The organism is Isoptericola halotolerans, from assembly GCF_045689585.1.
GTDB lineage: Bacteria > Actinomycetota > Actinomycetes > Actinomycetales > Cellulomonadaceae > Isoptericola > Isoptericola halotolerans_B.
The window spans coordinates 578,689-603,217 of the sequence record NZ_CP140108.1 but is presented as its reverse complement, the minus strand read 5'-3'; the positions used below and the strand labels follow the sequence as shown (position 1 = coordinate 603,217).

General features: G+C 72.7%; 22 protein-coding genes. 14 read left to right on the top strand and 8 right to left on the bottom strand.

Going from position 1 to position 24,529, the window contains the following annotated elements:
• Positions 1-53 precede the first annotated feature (53 nt).
• Positions 54-635: a hypothetical protein gene (locus tag UQW22_RS02875; RefSeq protein ID WP_407319335.1), complete on the top strand. Its 582-nt coding sequence runs from the start codon at positions 54-56 to the stop codon at positions 633-635.
• On the opposite strand, the gene UQW22_RS02870 is transcribed toward UQW22_RS02875, so the two are convergent.
• Genes UQW22_RS02870 through UQW22_RS02845 form a run of 6 tightly spaced genes read right to left on the bottom strand, consistent with a single transcriptional unit; the run spans position 601 to position 4,831 of the window.
• A complete protein-coding gene (locus UQW22_RS02870; RefSeq protein WP_407319334.1) occupies positions 601-1,497 on the bottom strand; it encodes a prenyltransferase in 897 nt (298 codons plus the stop codon). The genes UQW22_RS02875 and UQW22_RS02870 overlap by 35 nt on opposite strands.
• The gene (locus UQW22_RS02865; RefSeq protein WP_407319333.1) at positions 1,494-1,805 is read right to left on the bottom strand and encodes a lycopene cyclase domain-containing protein; all 312 of its coding nucleotides are present in this window, start codon (positions 1,803-1,805) and stop codon (positions 1,494-1,496) included. Before UQW22_RS02865 ends, UQW22_RS02870 begins: the two co-directional genes overlap by 4 nt.
• The gene (locus UQW22_RS02860) at positions 1,802-2,152 is read right to left on the bottom strand and encodes a lycopene cyclase domain-containing protein (RefSeq protein ID WP_407319332.1); all 351 of its coding nucleotides are present in this window, start codon (positions 2,150-2,152) and stop codon (positions 1,802-1,804) included. Before UQW22_RS02860 ends, UQW22_RS02865 begins: the two co-directional genes overlap by 4 nt.
• Positions 2,149-3,738 carry a phytoene desaturase family protein gene (gene crtI, locus UQW22_RS02855; protein WP_407319331.1) on the bottom strand — a complete coding sequence of 530 codons (1,590 nt, stop codon included), beginning with the start codon at positions 3,736-3,738 and terminating at the stop codon, positions 2,149-2,151. Before crtI ends, UQW22_RS02860 begins: the two co-directional genes overlap by 4 nt.
• The gene (locus tag UQW22_RS02850) at positions 3,735-4,595 is read right to left on the bottom strand and encodes a phytoene/squalene synthase family protein (RefSeq protein ID WP_407319330.1); all 861 of its coding nucleotides are present in this window, start codon (positions 4,593-4,595) and stop codon (positions 3,735-3,737) included. The genes crtI and UQW22_RS02850 overlap by 4 nt, the downstream gene beginning before the upstream one ends.
• Positions 4,592-4,831 (bottom strand): hypothetical protein, encoded by a 240-nt coding sequence (locus UQW22_RS02845; protein WP_407319329.1) that lies wholly within the window; start codon positions 4,829-4,831, stop codon positions 4,592-4,594. The genes UQW22_RS02850 and UQW22_RS02845 overlap by 4 nt, the downstream gene beginning before the upstream one ends.
• An 81-nt stretch (positions 4,832-4,912) precedes the next feature.
• Between UQW22_RS02845 and UQW22_RS02840 the strand changes: the two genes are divergently transcribed.
• The 3 genes from UQW22_RS02840 (at position 4,913) to gdhA (ending at position 9,471) form a co-directional block, all read left to right on the top strand.
• Positions 4,913-5,485, top strand: coding sequence for a MarR family winged helix-turn-helix transcriptional regulator (locus UQW22_RS02840; RefSeq protein ID WP_407319328.1), 573 nt, complete (start codon positions 4,913-4,915; stop codon positions 5,483-5,485).
• Between the two features lie 166 nt (positions 5,486-5,651).
• Complete coding sequence (gene purL / locus UQW22_RS02835; protein WP_407319327.1) at positions 5,652-7,997, top strand: phosphoribosylformylglycinamidine synthase subunit PurL; 2,346 nt, start codon at positions 5,652-5,654, stop codon at positions 7,995-7,997.
• A 136-nt stretch (positions 7,998-8,133) separates the two neighbouring features.
• Complete coding sequence (gene gdhA / locus UQW22_RS02830; protein WP_407319326.1) at positions 8,134-9,471, top strand: NADP-specific glutamate dehydrogenase; 1,338 nt, start codon at positions 8,134-8,136, stop codon at positions 9,469-9,471.
• Between the two features lie 98 nt (positions 9,472-9,569).
• Here gdhA and UQW22_RS02825 read toward each other — a convergent pair whose 3' ends face one another.
• The gene (locus UQW22_RS02825; RefSeq protein ID WP_407319325.1) at positions 9,570-10,055 is read right to left on the bottom strand and encodes a Dps family protein; all 486 of its coding nucleotides are present in this window, start codon (positions 10,053-10,055) and stop codon (positions 9,570-9,572) included.
• Positions 10,056-10,234: 179 nt separating this feature from the next.
• Between UQW22_RS02825 and UQW22_RS02820 the strand changes: the two genes are divergently transcribed.
• The gene (locus UQW22_RS02820) at positions 10,235-10,627 is read left to right on the top strand and encodes a hypothetical protein (RefSeq protein ID WP_407319324.1); all 393 of its coding nucleotides are present in this window, start codon (positions 10,235-10,237) and stop codon (positions 10,625-10,627) included.
• Positions 10,628-10,715: 88 nt separating this feature from the next.
• On the opposite strand, the gene UQW22_RS02815 is transcribed toward UQW22_RS02820, so the two are convergent.
• A complete protein-coding gene (locus tag UQW22_RS02815; protein WP_407319323.1) occupies positions 10,716-12,947 on the bottom strand; it encodes an NADP-dependent isocitrate dehydrogenase in 2,232 nt (743 codons plus the stop codon).
• Positions 12,948-13,069: 122 nt separating this feature from the next.
• Here UQW22_RS02815 and UQW22_RS02810 point away from each other — a divergent pair, with 122 nt between their 5' ends.
• The 9 genes from UQW22_RS02810 to UQW22_RS02770 all read left to right on the top strand — a co-directional run bounded on the left by UQW22_RS02810 (position 13,070) and on the right by UQW22_RS02770 (position 24,502).
• Complete coding sequence (locus UQW22_RS02810) at positions 13,070-14,563, top strand: RNB domain-containing ribonuclease (protein WP_407319322.1); 1,494 nt, start codon at positions 13,070-13,072, stop codon at positions 14,561-14,563.
• 208 nt (positions 14,564-14,771) lie between these two features.
• Positions 14,772-16,523 carry an ABC transporter substrate-binding protein gene (locus tag UQW22_RS02805; protein WP_407319321.1) on the top strand — a complete coding sequence of 584 codons (1,752 nt, stop codon included), beginning with the start codon at positions 14,772-14,774 and terminating at the stop codon, positions 16,521-16,523.
• A gap of 70 nt (positions 16,524-16,593) precedes the next feature.
• Complete coding sequence (locus UQW22_RS02800) at positions 16,594-17,586, top strand: ABC transporter permease (protein WP_407319320.1); 993 nt, start codon at positions 16,594-16,596, stop codon at positions 17,584-17,586.
• Entirely contained in the window at positions 17,579-18,631 is a 1,053-nt protein-coding gene (locus tag UQW22_RS02795; protein ID WP_407319319.1) for an ABC transporter permease, read from the top strand. The genes UQW22_RS02800 and UQW22_RS02795 overlap by 8 nt, the downstream gene beginning before the upstream one ends.
• Positions 18,628-19,527, top strand: coding sequence for an ABC transporter ATP-binding protein (locus UQW22_RS02790; protein WP_407319318.1), 900 nt, complete (start codon positions 18,628-18,630; stop codon positions 19,525-19,527). The genes UQW22_RS02795 and UQW22_RS02790 overlap by 4 nt, the downstream gene beginning before the upstream one ends.
• A complete protein-coding gene (locus UQW22_RS02785) occupies positions 19,524-20,357 on the top strand; it encodes an ABC transporter ATP-binding protein (protein ID WP_407319317.1) in 834 nt (277 codons plus the stop codon). Before UQW22_RS02790 ends, UQW22_RS02785 begins: the two co-directional genes overlap by 4 nt.
• Positions 20,358-20,386: 29 nt before the next feature.
• Complete coding sequence (locus UQW22_RS02780; protein ID WP_407319316.1) at positions 20,387-20,758, top strand: sterol carrier family protein; 372 nt, start codon at positions 20,387-20,389, stop codon at positions 20,756-20,758.
• A 397-nt stretch (positions 20,759-21,155) separates the two neighbouring features.
• Positions 21,156-21,506 (top strand): ANTAR domain-containing protein, encoded by a 351-nt coding sequence (locus tag UQW22_RS02775; protein ID WP_407319315.1) that lies wholly within the window; start codon positions 21,156-21,158, stop codon positions 21,504-21,506.
• Between the two features lie 161 nt (positions 21,507-21,667).
• Positions 21,668-24,502: an ExeM/NucH family extracellular endonuclease gene (locus tag UQW22_RS02770; protein ID WP_407319314.1), complete on the top strand. Its 2,835-nt coding sequence runs from the start codon at positions 21,668-21,670 to the stop codon at positions 24,500-24,502.
• Positions 24,503-24,529: the final 27 nt, after the last annotated feature.

Genomic DNA, 24,529 nt, shown 5'->3' with positions numbered 1-24,529 from the left:
TCAATTCGGCGTCGGCGGGGAACCGGCCGGCGCCCCGGCTCGTTGGCCCCCGTATGAGCCAGACCGACAGCCCTGCCCGTCCGTCGTCCGAGCCCGCCGGTGTGGACCTCCGGTCCGTCGCGGTCAGCGGGCTCACGACCTTCGCCTGGTACGCGGTGCCCGACGTCGTCCGGCCCCGGTGGGCCCGTGCCCTGGCCAAGACCGCGGTGCTGGCGGCGGGCGTCGCCCTCGGCACGGTGACCACGCGGGAAGGTGCGGAGGCCCGGGCGGCCGCCCGGGCCGTCCAGGACGAGATCCGGTCCGCGAGGGAGGCGTCTGCGGCGGCCTCTTCCGGCACGGGGGCGACGGACACGACGACCGAGGCTGCGGTGTCCGAGCCGCCGGAGCCGGGCGCCACCGGGGCCGGCCGGGCGGTGGTCGCCACGGTGGCCGTCGTCGTCGGCGGGGTGGCGGCGGCCGGCGCGGTCGTCGTCCTGGGCGAGCGGTGGACCTACCGGTTCGCCGAGCGTCTCCGGGGGCGAGGGGTGCGTGCCCCGCACGTCGCCGTCGGGCTCGTGCTGGGGGCCGCCGCAGCGGGGCTCGACGCGCTCGAGGGGCCGTTCATCGCAGGGCGATCCAGATCAGGAGCTGCGTGACCAGGAACCCGGTGACGATGTTGAGCCAGAGGAACCGGCGCCACCCGGCGTTCGCTCGTTCGCAGTCGGCGTCGGTCAGGTTCCGGAACGGCGCGACGCTGACCACGTAGGGGATGACCAGCAGTGCAGCGAGCATCCCCGGCCAGCCCGTGGCGAGTAGCACGAGGCCGCCGACGGCGTAGCACGCCATGGCGGCCCGCACGGTACGGCCCGCACCGAGCCAGGTGGCCACGGATCCGAGCCCGGCCGCGCGGTCCGCCTCGACGTCCTGCACCGCGCCGAACGCCTGCGAGGCCATGCCCCAGCAGAAGAACCCGGCCAGGGCGGCGAGCACGGGGACGGTGAAGGCCCCGTCCGCCAGCGCGATACCGAACACCGCGGGGCTGACGAAGTGCGTGCTGGAGGTCGCCGAGTCCAGGACGGGGCGCTCCTTGAAGCGCAGTCGAGGTGCCGAGTACGCGACGACCGCGAAGACGCTCACGGCGAGCACCGCCGTCGAGGCCGCGTCGCCCACGACCACCAGGTAGGCGAGGAACGGCAGGTTGGTGAGGACCGCCGCCCACACCGTCAGGCGGTGCCAGCGCCGGGACAGCACCACGCCCTCGATGCCGCCCTTGCGCGGGTTGCGCAGGTCCGACTCGTAGTCCCAGACGTCGTTGAGCCCGTACATCAGCAGGTTGTACGGGATCAGGAAGTACAGGGTCCCGAGCACCAGCTCGGCCACGCCGGTGCCGGCGATGCCGCCCACCATGACGTACGCGGCCGCGAACGGGTAGGCGGTGTTGATCCAGCTGATCGGGCGTGACGACCCGACGACCTGGCGCAGCGCGGCGCCCGCTCCGTGCACGGTCGGGGTGGTCATGCGGGCGTCTCCCTCGGTGTGGCCAGCGCCCACAGGCTCGGCAGCAGCAGCGCGGCGACGACCGGCCAGGCCAGGTCCTCGACCGGTGTCAGCCAGACGGTGGCTCCCAGCAGGGCCTCGTCACCGTAGCGGAACAGGTCGGCGGCGATCATCAGGCTGTCGAACACGACCGTCAGGGCCACCAGGACGACGGCGGTGAGACCGACGGCCGCCCACCACCGTGCTCCGAGCCCGCGCACGGCCGAGGCCACCGCGGCGACGGCCAGCGACCCGGCCACGATCAGGACGGCGAGCAGCGCGTACGTCATCGGGTCTCCCTCCCGGTCCGGCGGGCCCGCGCGGCGGACCACCGTGTCAGCAGGCCGTGCAGCACCAGGGTGACGTAGCAGAGGAACAGGATGAAGAACAGCTCCTCGAGGGGCAGGTGCGGGGCCAGCTCGATGCCCGTCATGGCGGCGCCGCCGCGCTCGTAGTAGTCCTCCGCGATCGCGACGACGTCCCAGGCGAGGAAGACGACGGTGCCGACGACGAGCACGACGGCGCCGCGGACCGGGTGCGCCGAGAAGAGCAGCAGCCGGGCGCGGTGGTCGATCAGGGCCATGCACGCGAGCGCGCCGAGCAGCAGTCCGAGGTAGACGAGGTGGTCCCCGGTCACGAGGCTCCCGCCGTCGTCGCGTCCGGCACGGGCACGGCGCCGGCGGTGGTGTCGCCCCGCAGCCGTTTGAGCACGAGCTCCGCACTGATGAGGCACATGGGCAGGCCGATCCCGGGGATGGTGGAGCCGCCCGCGTAGAGCAGCCCGCCCACGCGGCGGGACCGGTTGCCGGCGCGGAACATGGCGCTCTGCCGCAGCGTGTGCGCCGGACCGAGCATCCCGCCCGACCACGACGACAGGTCGGCGGCGAAGTCGCCCGGTCCGACGGTCCGGCGGACGGCGACGCGGTCGCGCAGGTCCGGCACGCCCGCCCACTCGGCGACCCGGTCGATCGCGGCGTCGGCCACCTGCTCGACGAGGGTGTCGCCCGCGCCGTCCACCCCGCCACGACCGATCCCGGGGTCGGCGGGGACCGGCACCAGGACGAACAGGTTCTCGTCGCCGCCGGGGGCGACCGTCGGGTCCGTGCGCGAGGGTGCGCACACGTACAGCGACGCCGGGTCGGGCACCCGGCCGGCGGCGATGTCACCGAAGTTGGTACGCCAGTCGGCGGTGAAGAACAGCGAGTGGTGAGCGAGCTCGGGCAGCCGCCCGCGCACGCCCAGCATCGCGAGCACGCCGCCGGGGCCCGGGTCCCGGCGGTCCCACCAGCGCTGCGGGTAGGTCTGCAGCGCGGGGGGCAGCAGCTCGGTCTCGACGTGGTGCAGGTCGGCGGCCGCGACGACGACGTCGGCGTGCGTCTCGTGCACCGTCCCGGCGGCGTCGGTCCACCGCACCCCGGTGGCGTGGGCACGGCGTGGGCCCGGCGCGGGGCCGGGGCCGGACGCCGTCGTGACCTGCGTGACGCGTGCGCCCGTGGTCACCCGGGCGCCGGCCTGCTCGGCGAGCCGCGCCACCGCCGTGACGAGGGCGTGGAACCCGCCCTGGGGGTAGCGCACGCCGCCGTCGAGGTCGAGGGCGCTCATGAGGTGGTACATGCTCGGGGCGCGGTCCGGCGAGGAGCCGAGGAAGACCGCCGGGTACCCGAGGACCTGGCGCAGGCGGACGTCGTCGAACGACCCGGCGACGAACGACTCGAGCGACCTGCCCAGCAGGGTGCCGAGGCGCGGCAGGCGCGCCAGCACCTCCCGGGAGGCGAGGCCGCGCCACGACGCGAAGGTCGTGTACAGGAAGTGTCGCACCGCCATGTCGTAGGTGTCGTGCGCGGAGTCGAGGTAGCGCTCGAGCCGGGCCCCGGCGCCCGGTTCGATCCGCTCGAAGGCGGCGGCGTTGGCGGCGCGGTCGCGATCGACGTCCAGGGGGTCGGCGTGGCCCTCGAAGAACACCCGGTACGCGGGGTCGAGCGGGTGCAGGTCGAGCTCGGCGTCGGCGGTGAACCCCATGAGCCGGAACCAGTGGTCGAAGACCTCGGGCATGAGGTACCAGGACGGCCCGGTGTCGAAGCGGAACCCGTCGGCCTCCCAGGAGCCGGCGCGGCCGCCCACCTCCGGGTGGCGCTCCAGGACCTCGACGTCGTGGCCGTCCCGGGCGAGCAGGCCGGCGGTGGCGAGCCCGGCGATGCCGGCGCCGACGACGACGACCCTCATCGCCGCACCTCCCGCGCGAGCGCCCCGGCGACGATCCGCGCCTTGACGGCGTCCGGGACCCGGACCCGCCGGTGGCGCAGCGTCCGGGCAGGCGTGGCGCGCAGCCGCCGGGCGAGCTCCGCGAAGAGGTCGTGCGCGACCTGCACCGCGACCCGGCTGGAGCGCGGCAGGTCCCTGACCGCCCGCTGCGCGACGGCGAGGTCGGCCTCGATGTCGTCCAGCAGCCGGTCCTTCGTCGCCTCGTCGAACGCGGCGGGGTCGAGGGCGGGGAAGTAGCTCCGCCCGCGGGCGTCGACGTCGTCGGCGAGGTCGCGCAGGAAGTTCACCTTCTGGAAGGCCGCACCGAGCCGGGCCGCGCCGGCCGCGCGCCGGCCGTACGCGCCGTCGGCACCGTCGACGAAGATGCGCAGGCACATCAGGCCGACCACCTCGGCGGATCCGTGCACGTAACGGGCGAAGCTCTCGTCGTCGTGCGTCGTGACGGTCAGGTCGGTGCGCATCGAGGCGAAGAACGGGTCGATCAGGTCGGCACCGATCGCGAACCGGCGGGCGGTGCGCACGAACCCGTGCACCACGAGGTCGTGGCTGTAGCCGCGCTTCGTGGCGAGTGCGACCTCCTGCTCCAGCGCGGTGAGGAGCTCGTCGCGCTCGGCGACGGTGAGGTCGGCCGCGACGTCGTCGACGATCTCGTCGGCCACCCGCACGAGCGCGTAGACGGCGCGCACGTGGTCGCGGACCGCCGGTCCGAGGAGCCGGCAGGCCCAGCCGAACGACGTCGAATAGGTGTCGACGACGGCGGCGGCGGTGCGCCGGGCAGCGCGGTCGAAGTCGGAGACCGGCCCGGAGGCGGCGGTCATGCGGCGACCCCCGCGGCCGTGCAGGGCTCGGTGGTGGTGCCCGGCACCGCTCCTGAGCGCGGCAGAGGGGCGGACGGGTGCACCGCCTGTCTGCGCTCCGTCGTCGTCAGCACGTCCTCCAGCATGGTGCACGGAGCGAGGCCCGGCCACACGGCGTCCAGGACGTCGTCGAGCACCTCGGGCGGTCCCGTCGGGTGCGTGCCCTCCCGCTGGCTGTCCGGCTGTCGTCGGGCCACGCCGTGCCTCGCAATCCTCACCATGCTGAGTAAGTATCTTTCTGGGCGAGATACTAACCACAAGGAGGCTACGATGTCTCCGTGACGCAGGCAAGCACCGGATCGTCGCCGTACTGGTACGGCACCGCGGACACCGAGGCGCGCGGGCTGCTCGACGCCGTGCGCGCCTTTCGTCGCGCCGACGAGGAGATGCGGCAGCGCGCGAGCCGCGACATGGACATGAACGTCAACGACCTGCGCGCGCTGCGGTACGTCATCGCGTGCGAGCAGGGCGGCACGCCCGTGACGCCGCGGATGCTGAGCGCCCGGCTCGACATCTCCACCGCGGCGACGACCAAGCTCGTCGACAGGCTCTGCCGGTCAGGGCACCTGGAGCGCCGGCCGCACCCCAGCGACCGCCGCTCCGTCGTCGTCGCCGCCACGCACGACGCCCACCACGAGGTCCGCGAGCGGCTCGGGGGCATGCACGCCCGCATGCGCGACATCGCCCAGGCGGTGCCGCCGTCGGCCCGCCCCGCGGTGCGCGACTTCCTGCAGGCGATGGCCGCCGAGCTCGCGCGGGAGCACGACGACGCCGCGACGCACGTCGTCACCGACTCTCCGGACGGCCCGGACACCGACGGGCCGGGGACCGGGCCCGCGCCGGTAGACTGACCCTGCGCCGCCCCCGTCCCGCGTCGAGCCGCGCTCGTGGACCGCCGGGGCACGGGTCGCGCGCGACCTGGCCCGGACCGACGCCGGATCCCGTAGCCGTGCGGCGACCGCCGTGCGGGCACGGAGATCACCCGGTCTGGCATCCCGTGCGACCCGAGGGAAGTTGATGACCGCCGCTGCCGACCGTGCCGCCACCCCGCCGACCCCGCGCCCGACGCTCGACACCGTCGAGAACGCTGCGTCGACACCCGACGAGACGCAGCCGTACGGCGAGCTCGGGCTCAAGGCCGACGAGTACCAGCGGATCCGCGACATTCTCGGACGTCGTCCCACGGCCGCCGAGCTCGCCATGTACTCGGTCATGTGGTCCGAGCACTGCTCCTACAAGTCCTCGAAGAACCACCTGCGGAAGTTCGGCGACCGGGTGACGCCCGAGATGACCGAGCACCTGCTGGTCGGCATCGGCGAGAACGCGGGCGTCGTCGACATCGGTGACGGCTGGGCCGTGACGTTCAAGGTCGAGTCGCACAACCACCCCAGCTACGTCGAGCCCTACCAGGGCGCCGCGACGGGCGTCGGCGGGATCGTGCGCGACATCATCTCGATGGGTGCCCGCCCGGTCGCCGTCATGGACCAGCTCCGCTTCGGGGCGGTCGACCACCCCGACACGGCACGCGTCGTGCACGGCGTGGTCGCCGGTGTGGGCGGCTACGGCAACTCGCTGGGTCTGCCGAACATCGGTGGCGAGCTCGTGTTCGACTCCTGCTACCAGGGCAACCCGCTCGTCAACGCGCTGTGCCTGGGTGTGCTGCGGCACGAGGACATCCACCTCGCCAACGCCTCCGGCACCGGCAACAAGGTCATCCTGTTCGGTGCGCGCACCGGCGGCGACGGCATCGGGGGCGCCTCCATCCTCGCGTCCGAGACGTTCGAGGACGGCGTGCCCGCCAAGCGGCCGAGCGTGCAGGTGGGCGACCCCTTCATGGAGAAGGTGCTCATCGAGTGCTGCCTCGAGCTCTACGCGGCGAAGGTCGTCGAGGGGATCCAGGACCTCGGCGCCGCCGGCATCTCCTGCGCCACCTCCGAGCTCGCCTCCAACGGCGACGGCGGCATGCACGTCGACCTCGACGACGTCCTGCTGCGCGACCCGTCCCTGAACGCGGGCGAGATCCTCATGTCGGAGTCGCAGGAGCGGATGATGGCCGTCGTCACACCCGAGAAGCTCGACGCGTTCCTGGCGATCACCGACCGGTGGGACGTCGAGACCTCCGTGATCGGCGAGGTCAACGGCTCGGGCCGCCTTACCATCGACCACCACGGGCAGCGCATCGTCGACGTCGACCCGAAGACCGTGGCGCACGAGGGCCCGGTCTACGACCGTCCGTACGCACGGCCCGTGTGGCAGGACGAGCTGCAGAAGGCCTCGGTCGCCGGTCTCGGGCTCACCCGGCCGGAGGCCGCCGGCGAGCTGCGGGCCACGGCGCTGCGCCTGCTCGCCTCGCCCAACCTCGCCTCGCCCGCCTGGGTGACGGACCAGTACGACCGCTACGTGCAGGGCAACACCGCGCTGTCGCAGCCCGACGACGGCGGCGTGGTGCGCGTCGACGAGTCGACCGGCCTGGGCGTGGCCCTGGCCACCGACGCCAACGGCCGGTTCGGCAAGCTCGACCCGCGGGCCGGCGCCCAGCTGGCGCTGGCCGAGGCGTACCGGAACGTGGCGACCACGGGCGCGACTCCGCTCGCCGTCACCGACTGCCTGAACTTCGGCTCTCCGGAGCACCCCGACTCGATGTGGCAGCTCGTGGAGGCGATCGAGGGCCTCGCCGACGCCTGCCAGGAGCTGGGCGTCCCGGTCACGGGCGGGAACGTCTCGCTGTACAACGGGTCCGGCGAGCCCGGGCAGATCGACTCGTCGATTCACCCGACCCCGGTGGTCGGCGTCCTGGGCGTGCTGGAGGACGTGCGCACCGCCCTGCCTTCCGGCTGGCGCACCGAGGGCGAGCCCGTGCTGCTGCTCGGTGCCACGGCCGACGAGCTCGACGGTTCCGCGTGGGCCGACGTCGAGCACCACCACCTCGGTGGCCTGCCGCCGCGCGTGGACCTCACCGCCGAGCGCGCCCTGGCGGGCGTCCTCGTGTCGGCTCGGCGCGAGGGACTCGTCACGGCCGCGCACGACCTGTCCGAGGGCGGGCTCGTGCAGTCGCTGCTCGAGGCGTCGCTGCGCTACGGCGTCGGCGCCGCCGTGTCGCTCGACGCCCTGACGGCGCGCGACGGCGTGACCCCGTTCGCCGCGCTGTTCAGCGAGTCGACCGCCCGGGCGCTGGTCGCGGTCGCGCCCGAGCGGGAGGCCGAGGCCGTGGCCGCCGCCGAGGCGGCGGGCGTGCCGGTCGCGCGGCTGGGCGTGACCGGCGGCCCGTCGCTGTCGGTCGCGTTCGGCGACGAGTCGTTCGAGATCGCCCTGGACGAGGCGCGCACGGCGCACGAGGGCACCCTTCCCCGCATCTTCGGCTGAGGCAGGGTCGACCTTTCCGTAGACGCTGTCTCGATCAACGAGACGGTTCGCTCGTCTCGCACGAGCGCGTCATAGTGGCCGGACCGCCCGAGACCTGCGCCCCGGCGCGCGTCCGCCACCGAGCTGAGGAGTACCGATGGAAGACCGACTGCAGGACACCTTCGACGAGGTGCTGCGGCGCAACCCTGGCGAGGCGGAGCTGCACCAGGCTGTGCGCGAGGTCTTCGAGTCGCTCGTCCCGGTGCTGCGCAAGAACCCGCAGTACACCGAGGCAGCCGTCCTCGAGCGGATCTGCGAGCCGGAGCGCCAGATCATCTTCCGCGTGCCGTGGGTCGACGACGCCGGCCGGGTGCAGATCAACCGCGGGTTCCGGGTGGAGTACAACTCCGCCCTCGGCCCGTACAAGGGTGGCCTTCGCTTCCACCCGTCCGTCTACCTGGGGACCGTCAAGTTCCTCGGGTTCGAGCAGGTCTTCAAGAACGCCCTGACGGGTCTGCCCATCGGCGGCGGCAAGGGCGGTTCGGACTTCGACCCGCGTGGCCGCTCCGACGGTGAGGTCATGCGGTTCTGCCAGTCGTTCATGACGGAGCTGTACCGGCACATCGGTGAGTACACCGACGTCCCGGCCGGGGACATCGGGGTGGGTGCCCGCGAGATCGGGTACCTCTTCGGCCAGTACAAGCGGATCACCAACCGGTACGAGTCGGGTGTCCTGACCGGCAAGGGGCTCACCTGGGGCGGTTCGCTCGTCCGCAGGGAGGCGACCGGCTACGGGTGCGTGCTCTTCGCCCAGAGCATGCTGGCGACCGAGGGGCAGGACGTCGACGGCCTGCGCGTCTCCGTCTCCGGGTCCGGGAACGTCGCGATCTACGCGGCCGAGAAGGCTCAGCAGCTCGGCGGCCGAGTGATCACCTTCTCCGACTCCTCGGGGTACGTGGTCGACGAGGCCGGCATCGACCTCGACCTGCTCAAGCAGATCAAGGAGGTCGAGCGCGGGCGGGTGTCCGACTACGTCGACCGCCGTCCCGCCGCCCGGTTCGTGGCGGAGGGCAGCGTGTGGGACGTGCCGACCGATATCGCCCTGCCGTGCGCCACGCAGAACGAGCTCACCGGGGCGGACGCCAAGCAGCTCGTGGCCAACGGCGTGCGTGCGGTCGCTGAGGGCGCCAACATGCCCTGCACGCCCGAGGCGGTGGCCTTCTTGCGCGAGCAGAGGGTTCCGTACGGGCCGGGCAAGGCGGCCAACGCGGGGGGCGTGGCCACGTCGGCGCTGGAGATGCAGCAGAACGCCTCGCGGGACTCCTGGAGCTTCGAGTACACCGAGCAGCGGCTCGGCGAGATCATGACCGGGATCCACGACCAGTGCCTCGCGACCGCCGACGAGTACGACGCCCCCGGCGACTACGTCGTGGGCGCCAACGTGGGTGGGTTCACCCGGGTGGCCGACGCCATCATCTCGCTCGGCGTCGTCTGAGCCGGCCGGCGGAGTCAGGAACACGACGGCGCGGTCCCTCGACGAGGGACCGCGCCGTCGTGTTCCCGGGTGCGCGGGGCACGCCGGAGCAGATCGACTCAGGCCTCGGTGTTCTCCGACGAGATCATCCATGCCTGCTTCTCCAGGTCGGCGATGATCTCGTGCAGCAGGTCGGCGGTCGTCGGGTCCTCGGCGTCGACGTCGTCGTGCACCTCGCGGGCGACCTCGACGGTCTGGGCGATGCGCTCGGCGACCGCGTCGACGGTGTTGCCGACGGAGACGAGGCCGGCCGGGTACGGCGAGAGGTCGGTCTTCGTCGCGACGGTCTCGGCGCGACCGTCCGGCACCGCCTGGAGCGCGCGCAGCCGCTCGGCCATGGTGTCGCTGTGCTCGCGGGCGACGTCGACCAGCTCGTCGAGCTGGAGGTGCAGGTCGCGGAAGCCGCGGCCGGTCACGTTCCAGTGCGCCTGCTTGCCCTGGACGTGCAGGTCGACGAGGGCCACGAGGACCCGCTGCAGGTGGCCGTGGAGCTGTTCGGACGCGGTGGCCCGGTCCGTGCTGCGGTGGATCGACGGGGTGGTCATGGTGTTCCTCGCTCTCTCGGGGATCGCCCGGTGGCGGTCACCGTGCTTCGTTCTCTTGAACGATTCCAGGCTAGGTGTGTTCCCGCAGGTCCGCCAGCAAGGTCAGGCGTGCCTGCGCGGGCAAGGTTTCGCTCGCCTGGCTGCGGTTCCCTCACTACGATGTGAGCAGGAGGCGCACGATGTCGTGGCTTGCGATGTACCTGCTGGCGCTCGGGCTCGCCGCCGTCGGGCTGGCGGCGCGGTCCTGCTTGCGCTCGGCGGGGCACCGGGAGGCGGTGGCGCGCCGTCGTCGTCGACGGGCGGGTCCGGACCCCTGGGAGACGCTCGCCATCCAGGTGCGGCTCGGCGAGCTCGCCCGCGAGCTGCGGACGGTGACCGACGACCCCGGGATCTACGCGCGGGCCCACCACTGGCATGCCGTGCAGGACGCCTACGACGCCATGCTGCGCGACGCCTGCCGGGTGGCCGGGCTCGCCGTCGTCGACGTGCCTTGGCGGGCCGACGAGCACACCGGCGAGGAGGAGCGGCTGCGCGAGGAGCTGGAGCTCAGCGCCCGCGGCTGGTCCTGGTGACCCGCCGAGGTAGCGCAGGCCGTGCCGAGGTAGCGCTGGGCCCGGCGAGGTGTGCTACCTCGCCGGGCCCAGCGCTACCTCGCGGGGGTCAGAAGGTGTCGATCGCGGTGTTCAGGGTCTTCGACGGGCGCATCACCGCGGCGGCCTTGTCGCCGTCCGGGTAGTAGTAGCCACCGACGTCGACCGGGTTGCCCTGGGCGGCGAGGAGCTCGTCGACGATCGTCGGCTCCTGCTCGGCGAGCCGGGCCGCGAGCGGGGCGAACGCCGCGGCGAGCTCGGCGTCCTCGGTCTGCGCGGCCAGCTCCTGCGCCCAGTACAGGGCGAGGTAGAAGTGCGAGCCGCGGTTGTCGATGCCGCCGATGCGCCGGGTCGGCGACTTGTCCTGGTCCAGGAACGTGCCGGTCGCGCGGTCCAGGGTGTCGGCGAGCACCTGGGCGCTGGCGTTGCCGGCCACGCGGGCCAGGTGCTCGAACGACGCGGACAGCGCGAAGAACTCGCCGAGCGAGTCCCAGCGCAGGTAGTTCTCGGCCAGGAGCTGCTGGACGTGCTTCGGCGCCGAGCCGCCGGCGCCGGTCTCGAAGAGCCCACCGCCGTTCATCAGCGGCACGATCGACAGCATCTTGGCCGAGGTGCCGACCTCGAGGATGGGGAAGAGGTCGGTGTTGTAGTCGCGCAGCACGTTGCCGGTCACGGAGATCGTGTCCAGGCCCTCGCGGATGCGGTCCAGGGAGTAGCGCGTCGCCTCGGCCGGGGCCATGACGAGGATCTCCAGCCCGTCCGTGTCGTGCTCCGGGAGGTACTGCTCCACCTTGGCGATGAGCTGGGCGTCGTGCGCACGGTTCGCGTCGAGCCAGAAGACGGCCGGGTCGCCGGTCTCGCGGGCACGGCGGACGGCCAGCGCCACCCAGTCGCGGATCGGGGCGTCCTTCGTCTGGCAGGCGCGCCAGACGTCTCCGGCCGCGACGTCGTGGGAGAACAGCACCTCACCGGCGGCGTTCACGACCTCGACCGTGCCGTCGGCCGGGATCTCGAACGTCTTGTCGTGCGAGCCGTACTCCTCGGCCTTGCGCGCCATGAGGCCGACGTTGGGCACGGAGCCCATCGTGGCGGGGTCGAGCGCGCCCTTGGCCCGGCAGTCGTCGATGACGGCCTGGTAGACCCCCGCGTAGGAGGAGTCCGGGATGACGGCGAGGGTGTCGTGCTCGGCACCGTCCGGGCCCCACATGTGACCGCCGATGCGGATCATCGCGGGCATCGAGGCGTCGATGATGACGTCGGAGGGCACGTGCAGGTTGGTGATGCCCTTGTCCGAGTCCACCATGGCCAGCGCGGGCCCGTTCTCGAGCCCCTGGGCCACGGCCGCCTTGACGGCCTCGCCGTCGGGCAGAGCGTCGACGCCGGACAGGATGCCGCCCAGGCCGTCCCGCGAGGAGAGGCCGGCGGCCTTGAGCTGGGCGCCGTACCGCTCGAAGACCTCGGGCAGGAACGCCTCGACGATGTGGCCGAAGATGATCGGGTCGGAGACCTTCATCATGGTGGCCTTGAGGTGGGCGGAGAACAGGACGCCCTCGGACTTCGCGCGCTCGATCTGCTCGGCGAGGAAGCGGTGCAGCGCCGCGACCGACAGGAAGGTCCCGTCGACGACCTCGCCCTCCTCGACGGCCAGGCCGTCCTTGAGGACCTGGGTGCCGTCGGCCGTGCGGAGCCGGATGGTGAGGGTGTCCACGGCCGGCATGGTCACGGACTTCTCGTTGGAGAAGAAGTCGTCGGCGCCCATCGTGGCGACCTGGGTCTTCGAGTCCGCCGACCACTCGCCCATGCGGTGCGGGTGCTTCCTGGCGTAGTTCTTCACGGCGGCGGGCGCCCGGCGGTCGGAGTTCCCCTCGCGCAGGACGGGGTTGACCGCGGAACCCTTCACCTTGTCGTAGCGGGCCCGGGCCTCGCGCTCGGCGTCCGTCGTCGGCTCCTCCGGGTAGTCCGGGATCGCGTAGCCCTGGCCCTGCAGCTCGGCGATCGCGGCCTTGAGCTGGGGCACGGAGGCCGAGATGTTGGGGAGCTTGATGATGTTGGCCTCGGGCGTCGTGGCCAGCTCACCCAGCTCGCCGAGGGCGTCGCCGACGCGCTGGTCCTCGGTGAGGTGGTCGGGGAACTGGGCGAGGATGCGCCCGGCGAGGGAGATGTCCCGGGTGTCGACCTCGACGCCGGCCTTGGCCGCGTACGCCTGGACGATCGGGAGGAACGAGTACGTCGCCAGCAGCGGGGCCTCGTCGGTGTACGTGTAGAGGATCCGGGCAGGGTTCGGCTGAGGCTGGGTCGTCATGCGGAGCGGCTCCTGAGGACGTCGAGATTGCTTGATATCAAGATACTTTGCCGCGACGGGCCGTGTCGAAACAGGGTCTCCCTCCGCGCGCGCCCATGCACGGGCAGAACTACGGTCGTGGCGTGCCCACCCGAGACCTCCGGCTCGCGCCCGCCAGCCCCGACGACGTCGTGTCCGCGCTCGCCGCGCTGCGTGCCGAGGTGGGCATCCCGGCCATGTACCCCGCCGACGCCCGGGCGGAGGCGGAACGCGCCGCGCGGGGCGACCTCAAGGACTTCCGGCAGGACCGCCGGGACATCGACTTCGTCACGATCGACCCGCCGGGCTCCCTGGACCTCGACCAGGCGGTCCACGTCGCGTCGTCGGGCCACGGCTACATCGTGCGCTACGCGATCGCCGACGTCGCGGCGTTCGTCTCGCCCGGCGGTGCCCTGGACCGCGAGGTGCACCGCAGGGCGCTGACCTTCTACGGGCCGGACTCCCGCACCCCGCTGCACCCGACGGTCCTGTCGGAGGGCGCGGCCAGCCTGCTGCCCGACCAGGACCGGCCGGCGGTGCTGTGGACGGTCGCGGTCGACTCCTCCGGCGAGATCACGAGCACCACCGTCACGCGGGCCGTGGTCCGGTCGCGGGCACGCCTGACCTACGGCGAGGCGCAGACCGCGCTCGACGCCGGGACCGCACCCGAGTCGCTGACGCTCCTGGCCGACGTCGGACGGCTGCGGCACGCGCGCGAGCAGGAGCGCGGCGGGGTCTCGCTGGCGGTGCCGGAGCAGGAGGTGGTGCGGCGTGCGGACGGCGCCTACGACCTGGAGCTGCGCCGCACGCTGCCCATCGAGGAGTGGAACGCGCAGATCTCCCTGCTCACCGGGATCGCCGCCGCCCGGCTGATGAGGGAGGCCGGGGTCGGCATCCTGCGGACGCTGCCGCCGCCCGCGACGCGCGACGTCGCGCGGCTGCGACGCACGGCCGGGGCGCTGGACATCGCGTGGCCCGCGGAGATGACGTATGCCGAGCTGCTGCCGCGCCTGGAGTCCCGGCGGGCGGCCCACGCGGCGTTCCTCAACGAGGCGACGACGCTCTTCCGCGGCGCGGGATACCTGGCCTTCGGAGTGGCGGGGCCCGATGGCGGCCACCGCGTCGAGCTGCCGGCCGACGCCCGGCACGCGGCGACCGGTGCGGAGTACGCCCATGTGACGGCGCCGTTGCGACGGCTCGTCGACCGGTACGGCACCGAGGTGTGCCTGGCCCAGTCGGCCGGTCGGGACGTGCCCGAGTGGGCCCTGGCGGCGCTGCCCGGGCTGCCCGGGACCATGCAGTCGGCCGCCCAGCGTGCGAGCGCTTTCGAGAGGGCGTGCGTCGACATCGTCGAGGCGGTGCTGCTGGGCTCGCGCGTCGGGCGCGCGTTCGACGCCGTGGTGGTCGACGCCGATCCCGTGCCGGGCGGGGACGGGGAGCCGCGGCGGGCCAGGGGCCAGGTCATGCTCCGCGAGCCGGCGGTCCGGGCCGCCGTGCTCGGCGCCGAGGGCGCCGAGCTGCCGTTGGGGGAGCGCGTGCGGGTCACCCTGGCGGAGGCGTCGGTGGCCGAGCGGCGGGTCCTCTTCACGCTGCCCTGAGCCGTCCCGGGCCTCCGTCGGTCCCCCCCACCGCGTGGCACCGCTCTCAGAACACGGTTTGGTAACACTCCTGTCATACATCGATGGAGATGCTGGCGCCGACTCCCTGGATGTTTGTTAGGTTGCCTGCCAACCGAGCGGTTACCCCTCCGGCGCGAAGACGCGTCGTGGACCGGCGCACAGGAGCGCCGCGAAAGGAAGGACCACCATGCACGGACGCACGAGGCCTCAGCGCTGGCTCACCGCCACCGCGCTCGCCGCCAGCGTGACCCTCCTCGCCGCCGCGTGCGGCGGTGGCACCGACGCCGAGACGCCCGACGAGGGGACGACGCAGGGCGAGACGGGAGCCGCCGGCACGGACACCGACCGCGAGCTCGTCATCTGGGCCGGGTCGCAGACACCCATCACCGCCAACTTCAACCCCTACGCCGTCGGGGTGCTGCACGTCGCCAACGGCGGCGTCTACGAGACGCTCTTCGCCTACAACAAGGCCGCCGACACCGAGCCGATGCCCCTGCTCGGCACGGACGCGACGTGGAACGACGACGGCACCGAGCTCACCGTCGCGATCCGCGACGGGGTGACCTGGAACGACGGGGAGCCCTTCACGGCCGACGACGTCGTGTACTCCTTCACCAACGACGCGGCGAGGCCGGCCTACCTGGCCGGCGCCGAGGCGACCGACGCGTCGACGGTGGTGCTCACCTTCGACGAGCCGCAGTTCACCAACGAGTTCGCGCTGCTCGGTTCGACGTACATCGTCCCCGAGCACGTGTTCGCCGCCCACGAGGACGACTCCACCGAGACCGAGGACGGCGAGGCCCTCGAGGGCCTGGTCGCCTGGGCCAACGCCGAGGCGCCGGTCGGCACCGGCCCCTACCTCGTCGAGACCAGCTCCGACGCCAACTACACGGCCGTCGCCAACCCGGACTACTGGGGCGGCGAGCCGGCCGTGAAGAACCTGCGCTACGTCGGCATCGACTCCAACCAGTCCGCGGAAGACCTGCTCTCCACCGGCAAGGTCGACTGGGCCACGATGTTCGTGCCCGAGCCGCAGCGCATCCAGGACGCCGGCTACGGCTACCTCAACACCCCGGTCGACCCGACGGTGCTGTACACCTGCGCCAACGCCGACCTCGGCTGCGAGGGCGAGCAGACCGACGTCGCCGTCCGCCGCGCCCTCAGCGTGGCCATCGACCGGGGCGCCATCAACGAGAAGGCCTTCGTCGGCCTCGCCCAGGAGATCTCGCCGACGTTCGCGCTGCTCGGCCGCGACGACAAGTGGATCGCCGACGGCATGCCCGCCGCCATCGAGCAGTCCGCGGACCCGGCGCAGGCCGCCGAGATCCTCGAGGCCGCCGGGTATGAGAAGGGTGCCGACGGTTTCTACGCCTCCGACGGCGAGCCCCTCGAGCTGACGCTCACCTCCGTCGACGGCTGGACCGACTACAACAACGCCGCCAAGCTCATCGAGGAGCAGGCCGCCGAGGCGGGCATCAAGGTCGTCTCCTCGACGATCTCCTGGAACGAGTTCGCCGACGCCCGGGTCTCCGGCGAGTTCGAGCTCATCATGGGCGGCGTCGTCGGCACCTCGATCGCGGACCCGTACCAGATCTACCGCGACTGGTTCTCCGGCGACTACACCACCCCGGTCGGGACGGCGCTGGAGCCCGGCTTCTGGAACTTCTCCCGGTACGACAACGACGCCGTCGACGAGGCCGTCGAGGCGGCCGGCAGCACGAACGACGAGGCGGTCAAGGCCGACGCCTACGCCGAGATCCAGGAGCACATCGTCCACGACGTGCCGTACATCCCGCTGGTCGTCAACGCCTCGCAGACGTTCTACAACCAGGACGACTACACGGGCTGGCCCACCGAGGAGGACCTGTACCTCTTCCCGCCGGCCTGGCAGGGGCCGTCCTCGGGCGTGATCCTCAGCCAGCTCGCCGGCACCGAGTGACCCGGACCGCGTGACCTGCTGACCCGGCACCGAGGAGGAGCCCGATGCGCCCGACGAACGACGAGACACGATGAGGTTCTACGCCAGACGGATCGGCTTCTACGCCGTGACCCTGTGGATCGCCGTCTCCCTGAACTTCCTGCTCCCGCGGCTGCTGCCCGGCGATCCGTACACGATCCTGATCGCCAAGCTGCAGCGCAACGGAGAGATCTCGCCCGCCATCCAGCAGAGCATCCAGCTCCTCCTCGGTGCCACCGAGGACCAGTCCCTCGGGGACCAGTACCTCAGCTACTGGGGCAACCTGCTGCGCGGAGACCTCGGCGTCTCGGTGACGCAGTTCCCGACGCCGGTCACCGACCTCATCGGCGGGGCGCTGCCCTGGACGATCGGTCTCGTCGGCACCGCGACCGTCCTGTCGTTCGTCCTGGGCGTCGGCCTCGGCGCCTGGGCCGGGTGGCGGCGCGGCTCGTGGGTGGACGGCGTCATCCCGTCCACCACGCTCCTGCAGTCCCTGCCCTACTTCTGGGTCGCGCTGCTGTTCATCTACGTCTTCAGCGTCGAGCTGGGATGGTTCCCGATCATCGGCGCGTACGACGTCTTCACGTTCAACGGGCCCGAGGCGAGCTGGGCGTTCGCCGGCTCCGTCGCGTACCACGCGATCCTGCCGGCGATGACGATCATCATCTCCTCCGTGGGCGCCTGGATGCTCGGGATGCGCAACATGATGGTCTCGACGCTCTCGGAGGACTACATCACCACCGCGCGGGCGAAGGGGCTCGGCACCCGCCGCATCGCGCTGACCTACGCCGTGCGCAACGCCGCCATCCCGTCGGTGAACGGGTTCGGTGTCGCCCTGGCCTTCGTCGTGGCCGGCTCCCTCGTCACCGAGCAGGTCTTCAGCTATCCCGGGCTGGGCAAGCTGATGATCGAGGCGGTCCGCAACAACGACTACGCGCTCATGCAGGGCGTCTTCCTCATGATCACGCTCGCCGTGCTCGCCGCACTCCTGGTCATGGACCTCGTGCACGGCCTCATCGACCCGAGGGCCCGCCACCGTGACTGAACCGACCGAACACCCGCACGTCCGCCGCGAGGCCCGCCGAGGTCTGCGCCCCCGTCCGGCCGGCGACGGCAAGCTCGTCGTCGGCCTCACCGTCGTCGTCGCCGTCGTGCTCTTCGCGCTCGTCGGGCCGATGCTCACGCAGGACCCCCGCGACTCCGACAACCCCGTGCTGATCCCGCCGGAGCCCGGCCACTGGCTGGGTACGACGAACCTCGGGTACGACGTGCTGGCCCAGCTCGCCGAGGGCGCTCGCGGTTCCCTGCTGGTCGGGGTCGTCGCGGGACTCCTCGCGATCGTGCTGTCCCTCCTCTTCGGGGTCGTGGCGGGCTACGCCCGCGGCGCGACGGACGAGGGGCTCTCCCTCGTCACGAACGTCATGCTCGTCATCCCCGGTCTGCCCCTGATGATCGTCGTCTCCAGCTACCTGGAGGTGCGCAGCCTGTGGGTGGTCGCGATCATCCTGGGCGCCACCGCCTGGCCCGGTGCCGCCGTCGTGCTGCGCCTGCAGACCCGGTCGCTGCGCAACCGCGACTACGTCTCGGCGGCCCGCGTCGCCGGGGAGTCCACCCCGCGCCTGCTGGGCCTGGAGATCATGCCCAACCTGCTCCCGCTGCTCACCGCGCAGTTCCTCTTCGCAGTCGTGCTGTCGATCCTGGGCGAGGCCGGGCTGTCCTACCTCGGGCTGGGACCGAACGGCTCGATCACGTGGGGCACGATGCTCAACGAGGCGCAGGGCGGCGGGGCGCTGACCCGCGGCGCCTGGTGGTGGTTCGTCCCGCCCGTCCTGATGATCGCGGTCCTCGGCTGCGCGATGAGCCTCATCAACTTCGCGATCGACGAGATCATCGACCCCAAGCTGCGCCAGGCCCCCACGGCCGCGAAGATCCAGCGCCGCGCCCGCCGGGCCGGTCTCGACGTCACGGCGCACCACGACGACGCGCACGCCGGTGCGCGAACCATCCCCGGCGACCACGACGGGTCCGGCGGTCGCGCCGCCGGGCACGAGCCCGAGCGGGGCGAGCAGAAGGAGAGGGTCCGGTCATGACCGCACCGACGACGACGGCGGCCGCGCCGCTGAGCTCCGACGTCCACGCCGCGTACGTCCGCGGCCTGGACCCCGTGCTGACCGTGCAGGACGTGTCGATCGAGTACGAGGTCGACCCGCCCGTCCGCGCGGTCCGGGACGTCTCCCTCACGCTCCACCGCGGCGAGATCCTCGGGCTCGCCGGGGAGTCCGGCTGCGGCAAGTCCACGCTGGCCTACGGGCTCGACCGGCTGATCAAGCCGCCTGCCGTCATGACGTCGGGCCGGGTGACGTTCCACGACGCCGACGGGACCGACACCGACGTCGTGGCGCTCGACGGCGAGGCGCTGCGGGCGTTCCGCTGGGACAAGGTCTCCATGGTGTTCCAGGGGGCGATGAACTCACTCAACCCGGTGATCAGCGTGCGCGCCCAGCTCGAGGACGTCCTGACGACCCACCGGCCGTCGACGACCAAGCAGGAGCGGCGGGCGCGCTGCGCCGAGCTGCTCGAGCTGGTCGGCGTCGACCCGGACCGGCTCGACGCGTTCGCCCACGAGCTGTCGGGCGGGATGCGGCAACGGGTCATGATCGCCATGGCGATGGCGCTCGACCCGCAGGTCATGATCATGGACGAGCCGACGACAGCCCTCGACGTCGTCGTCCAGCGCGACATCCTGCGCGAGATCATGCGGCTGCGGGAGCAGTTCGGCTTCGCGGTCGTGTTCATCACGCACGACCTGCCGCTGCTGCTGGAGATCTCCGACCGCATCGCCGTCATGCGGGCCGGCGAGATCGTCGAGCTCGACACGGCCGAGCAGCTGTACACCGACGCCCGGCACGAGTACACGCGCACGCTGCTGTCCTCGTTCCCGAGCCTGCACGGGGAGTTCTCCTACGACGAGGAGGAGCGCCGATGAGCACCCTCGAGGTCCGTCACCTCGCCAAGGACTTCCGGGTCCGGGGCGGCCTGCGGCGGGGCACGCTGCGCGCCGTCGACGACGTCTCGTTCACCCTCGAGGCGGGCCGGACCGTCGCGATCGTGGGGGAGTCCGGATCCGGCAAGTCCACGGTCGCGCGGATGATCGCCCAGCTCGAGACACCGACGTCCGGCGAGATCCGGCTCGACGGCGAACCGGTCGCCCGCCGCGGACGCGCGCTGGCGCGTTACCGGCACCAGGTGCAGATGGTCTTCCAGGACCCGTTCGCCTCCCTGAACCCGTACCACCCCGTGGCGTACCACCTCGAACGGCCGCTGAAGATCCACCGGGTGGCGCGCGGCAAGGGCGTGACCCCGGCGGTGCACCGGCTGCTGGAGAGCGTCGAGCTCACCCCGGCCGAGGTCTTCGCCGCCAAGCGCCCGCACGAGATGTCCGGCGGGCAGCGCCAGCGCGTCGCCATCGCGCGGGCCCTCGCCCCCGGTGCCCGGTTCCTCGTGGCCGACGAGCCGGTCTCCATGCTCGACGTGTCGATCCGGCTCGGCGTGCTCCACCTGCTGGCGCGGCTGCAGAGCGAGGAGGACCTGGGCGTCCTGTACATCACGCACGACCTGGCCACGGCCCGCCACTTCAGCGACGAGATCGTCGTCATGTACCGCGGCCAGGTCGTCGAGCAGGGGCCCAGCGACCAGGTGATCCTCGACCCGCAGCACGAGTACACCAGGACGCTGCTCGCTGCGGCGCCCGAGCCGTCGCGGCACGGCCGGCTGCGCGACGAGGTCCGGGCCGAGCTCGCGGCGCAGACGTCCTGACCGGTGCCCCGTCGGCATATCCTGGGCCCATGCCAGCACGACGACGCACGGACCCGGCCGCGGGGCGCGCCGCGGTGGCCCGGTGGCTCGCCGGGGACGCGGACCGGCGCACCACCACGACGGCGGTGCGGTTCACGCTCGAGGAGCTGGCCGCCGTCGCGCCCGGCAACGCGGTGGAGGTGCGGGTCCCGCCGGCCGGTGCGGTCCAGGCCGTCGAGGGTCCGCGGCACACCCGGGGCACGCCGCCGAACGTCGTGGAGACCGACGTCGAGACGTGGATGGCGCTCGCCACCGGACGGGTCCCGTGGCCCGACGTCCTGGCAGCCGGGCGGGTGCACGCCTCGGGCGAGCGCGCGGACCTGTCCCCGTGGCTGCCGCTGCAGGCTGCCCGCGCCCGCTGAGGCGACGCCCTCCTGCGGGCGAGATGATCGGACGTGTGCCGACGGTCGGTACGCACCTGCCGCAGGACAAGGAACCGGTACATGAGCATCTCGTCATACCCCGAAGAGTTCGCCCGCCGTGCCGCCGCCGTGCTCGGCGCCGACATCGAGACGAGCGTCATGGTGCGCGAGCACGGGGTGTCGCTGCGTGCCGGCAGCAGCTCCGCGGCCGCTGCTCGCTGCGACCAGGCCGAGTCGATGGCGAACGCCGGGCCGTGCATCGACGCGATGGACCAGCACTCGGCCCTGGTCGTCCCGGTGGTCGCCGAGGCCGAGAGGTGGGACCGGTGGCGCGAGCAGGCGCTCGCCGGACGGCTACGTCTCCGCGCTGGCGGTCCCCGCCGTCGTCGACGACTCGGTGTCCGTCGCGCTCAACCTCTACTCGCGGGCGCCCGACCCGTGGACGCCCGAGCTGATCACCGCCGCCGACGGCTACGCCCAGCTGGTCGGTTCGATGGTGCTGACGCACCTGGACCTCGCCGAGCTGGAGGACGCCGCGGCCGGCCTGTACCGGAACATGTCCGACGCCCTCGTCGCCGAGCGCGCCGTCGGCGCGATCATGCACACCAACGCGTGCAGCGAGGACGAGGCGCGGCGGATCCTCGAGTCCGCGTCGAGGCACCGCCGGATCGGCGCGCGCGAGGTCGCGGAGACCATCCTGCGCGCCCTGGTCGACGTCCGCACGACCGACCAGGGGTCGATGTCCTGACCGCCGGTGGACGCTCCTCGAGCGCCCGTCGGTGGCCGGCGGTACCGTCACGGGCACCGGCCTCCTGCCGGCAGCGCGGCGGTGACCTGCGGTTCAACCGGGGTTCACACGGGGCTGCTTGGCTGAGCCCGCCCTGTCGACCCTGATCGAGGAGGACCAGCGTGACCACCACGTCACCGACCCCGCGGCGCTCGCGGAGGGTACGCACGGCGGCGCTCGCCGTGCTGCTCGTCCCGGCGGCCACGATCTCGGCCGTCCCCGCGACCGCGACGCCGTCGTCCGACTCCGCCGTCCTGATCGACGAGGTCTACGGGGGTGGTGGGAACAACGGCGCCGTCTACGACCGGGACTTCGTCGAGCTGTACAACCCCGGCGACGACCCGGTCTCCCTGGACGGCTGGTCCGTCCAGTACGGCTCGGCCGGGGGCAGCACGTGGTCCGGCCAGACCGACCTGACGGGGGAGATCCCCGCGGGCGGGTCGTTCCTCGTGGCCCAGGAGTACGGCAGCAACACCGACCTGCCGGACCTGCCCACGCCCGACGCCGAGGGCACCATCTTCATGTCGGGGTCGGGGGCGAAGGTCGCGCTGGTGTCCTCGACCGACCGGCTGGACTGCCTCGGCGCGGCCTGCTCGGACGCCGCCGACGTGATCGACCTCGTCGGCTGGGGCGGGGCCAACACCTACCTCGGCAGCGGGCCCGCGCCGCGCACCAGCAACCCGACGTCGGTCGCGCGCGTCGCGCACGCCCACACCGTCGACAACGCCGCCGACTTCGTCGTGGGCGCCCCGACGCCCGCGAACAGCGGCACCGACCCGGACCCGGAGCCCACGCCCGACCCCACCGAGGACCCGGAGACGGTGACGATCGCCGAGATCCAGGGCACGGGCAGCTCGTCGCCGATGGAGGGCGCGACGGTCACGACCCGGGGGGTCGTCACCGCGGCGTACCCGACCGGAGGCTTCGACGGCCTCTACCTCCAGACGGAGGGCACCGGTGGCGACCCCGGCGCCGACACGACCCCGGGCGCGTCCGACGCCGTGTTCGTCTACTCGGCCGAGGCCGCGGGCCAGGTCGAGGTCGGCGACCACCTCGAGGTGACCGGTGTGGTGGGCGAGTACTTCGACCTGACGCAGGTGACGCCGTCGTCGTGGACCCTGCTCGACGAGCCCGCAGAGGCCGTGAAGCCCACGACCACCCCGTGGCCCGCCGACGAGGCCGGGCGCGAGGCTCTCGAGAGCATGCTGCTGGCGCCGCAGGGCGACTTCACCGTGACGGACAACTACTCCACGAACCTCTACGGGACCGTGGGGCTGGCCGCGGGGGACTCGCCGCTGGTGCAGCCGACGTCGGTCGGCCGGCCCGGCTCCGACGAGGCGGCCGCGCAGGCGGCCGACAACGCGGCGCGCGCCGTCCAGCTCGACGACGGCTCGAGCTGGAACTACTCCGGCTCGTCCCGCTCGGGCACCCCGCTGCCGTGGCTGGACGGCACCGACCCCGTACGCGTCGGCGCGCCGGTCACCTTCACCGGTCCGGTCGTCCTCGACTACCGGTACAGCGCCTGGTCGTTCCAGCCCCAGGAGCAGCTCACCGGCGAGAACGCCGACGGCGTGCAGCCGGCCACGTTCGCCGACACCCGGGAGGCGGCGCCCGACGACGTGGGCGGCAACCTCGCCGTCGCCACCTTCAACGTGCTCAACTACTTCACCACCACCGGGGACCAGCTCACCGGCTGCCAGTACTACACCGACCGCGCCGGCGACCCGATCAGCGTGCGCACCGGCTGCCTCGCCCGCGGGGCCGCCGACGCCGAGAACCTGCAGCGGCAGGAGACCAAGATCGTCGCGGCGCTCGGCGCGCTCGACGCCGACGTCGTCGCGCTCGAGGAGATCGAGAACTCCGCCGCCTTCGGCAAGGACCGCGACCAGGCACTCTCCGACCTGGTCGACGCCCTGAACGCGGCGCAGGGCGCCGGTACCTGGGCGTACGTGCCCTCGCCGGACCAGGTGCCGGCGGACGAGGACGTCATCCGCAACGCATTCATCTACCGCCCGGACGCCGCCGAGACGGTGGACGACTCGCGGATCCTCCTCGGTTCGGACGCCTTCGGCAACGCGCGCGAGCCGCTGGCGCAGGTGTTCCAGCCCGCCGGCGGCGCGTCCGGCGACACGGGAGACGACGTGCTGGTCGTCACCAACCACTTCAAGTCCAAGGGGTCGGCCGGGCCGTGGCCCGGGGACGTCGACACCGGCGACGGCCAGGGGGCGTCGAACGAGTCGCGCGTGCGCCAGGCCAGCGCGCTCGTGGACTTCGCCGACGAGGTCGCGGCCGACGCCGGCACCGACCGGGTGCTGCTCGCGGGCGACTTCAACGCCTACGAGCAGGAGGACCCCGTCGTCGTCCTGACGGACGCGGGGTACACGAACCTCGGCCCCACCACAGGGAAGTACACGTACCTGTTCGGCGGCCAGGTGGGGTCCCTCGACCACGTGCTGGCCTCGCCCGCGGCGCTCGACGCCGTGACCGGGGTCGACATCTGGGACATCAACGCCGACGAGCCCGTCGCGAACGAGTACAGCCGGTACAACGGCAACGCGACGCTCCTGTACGACGAGACGCCCTTCCGGTCCTCGGACCACGACCCGCTGCTGGTGGGCCTGGACCTCTCCGCGGGCGGGCCGGTGGAGCCCACCGAGCCGGTGTGGGAGGGCGACGTCGTCTACACGGCCGGTGACCGGGTGAGCCACGACGGGCGCGTCTTCGAGGCGCTGTGGTGGACCCGCGGTGAGACCCCGGGCTCCAGCCCCTGGGGGGCCTGGGCGGAGGTCGGCGAACCGGTCGAGACCGGTGCCGGCACGTTCCCGGCGTGGACCGCCTCGCAGGTGTACGTCGGCGGCGAGACCGTCGTGCACGACCGCGAGCGGTGGCAGGCCCGGTGGTGGACGCGGAACCAGGAGCCGGGCGACGCCCACGGCCCGTGGGAACGGATCGGCTGACCTCCACGGTCTGCGCGGGAGATAGGC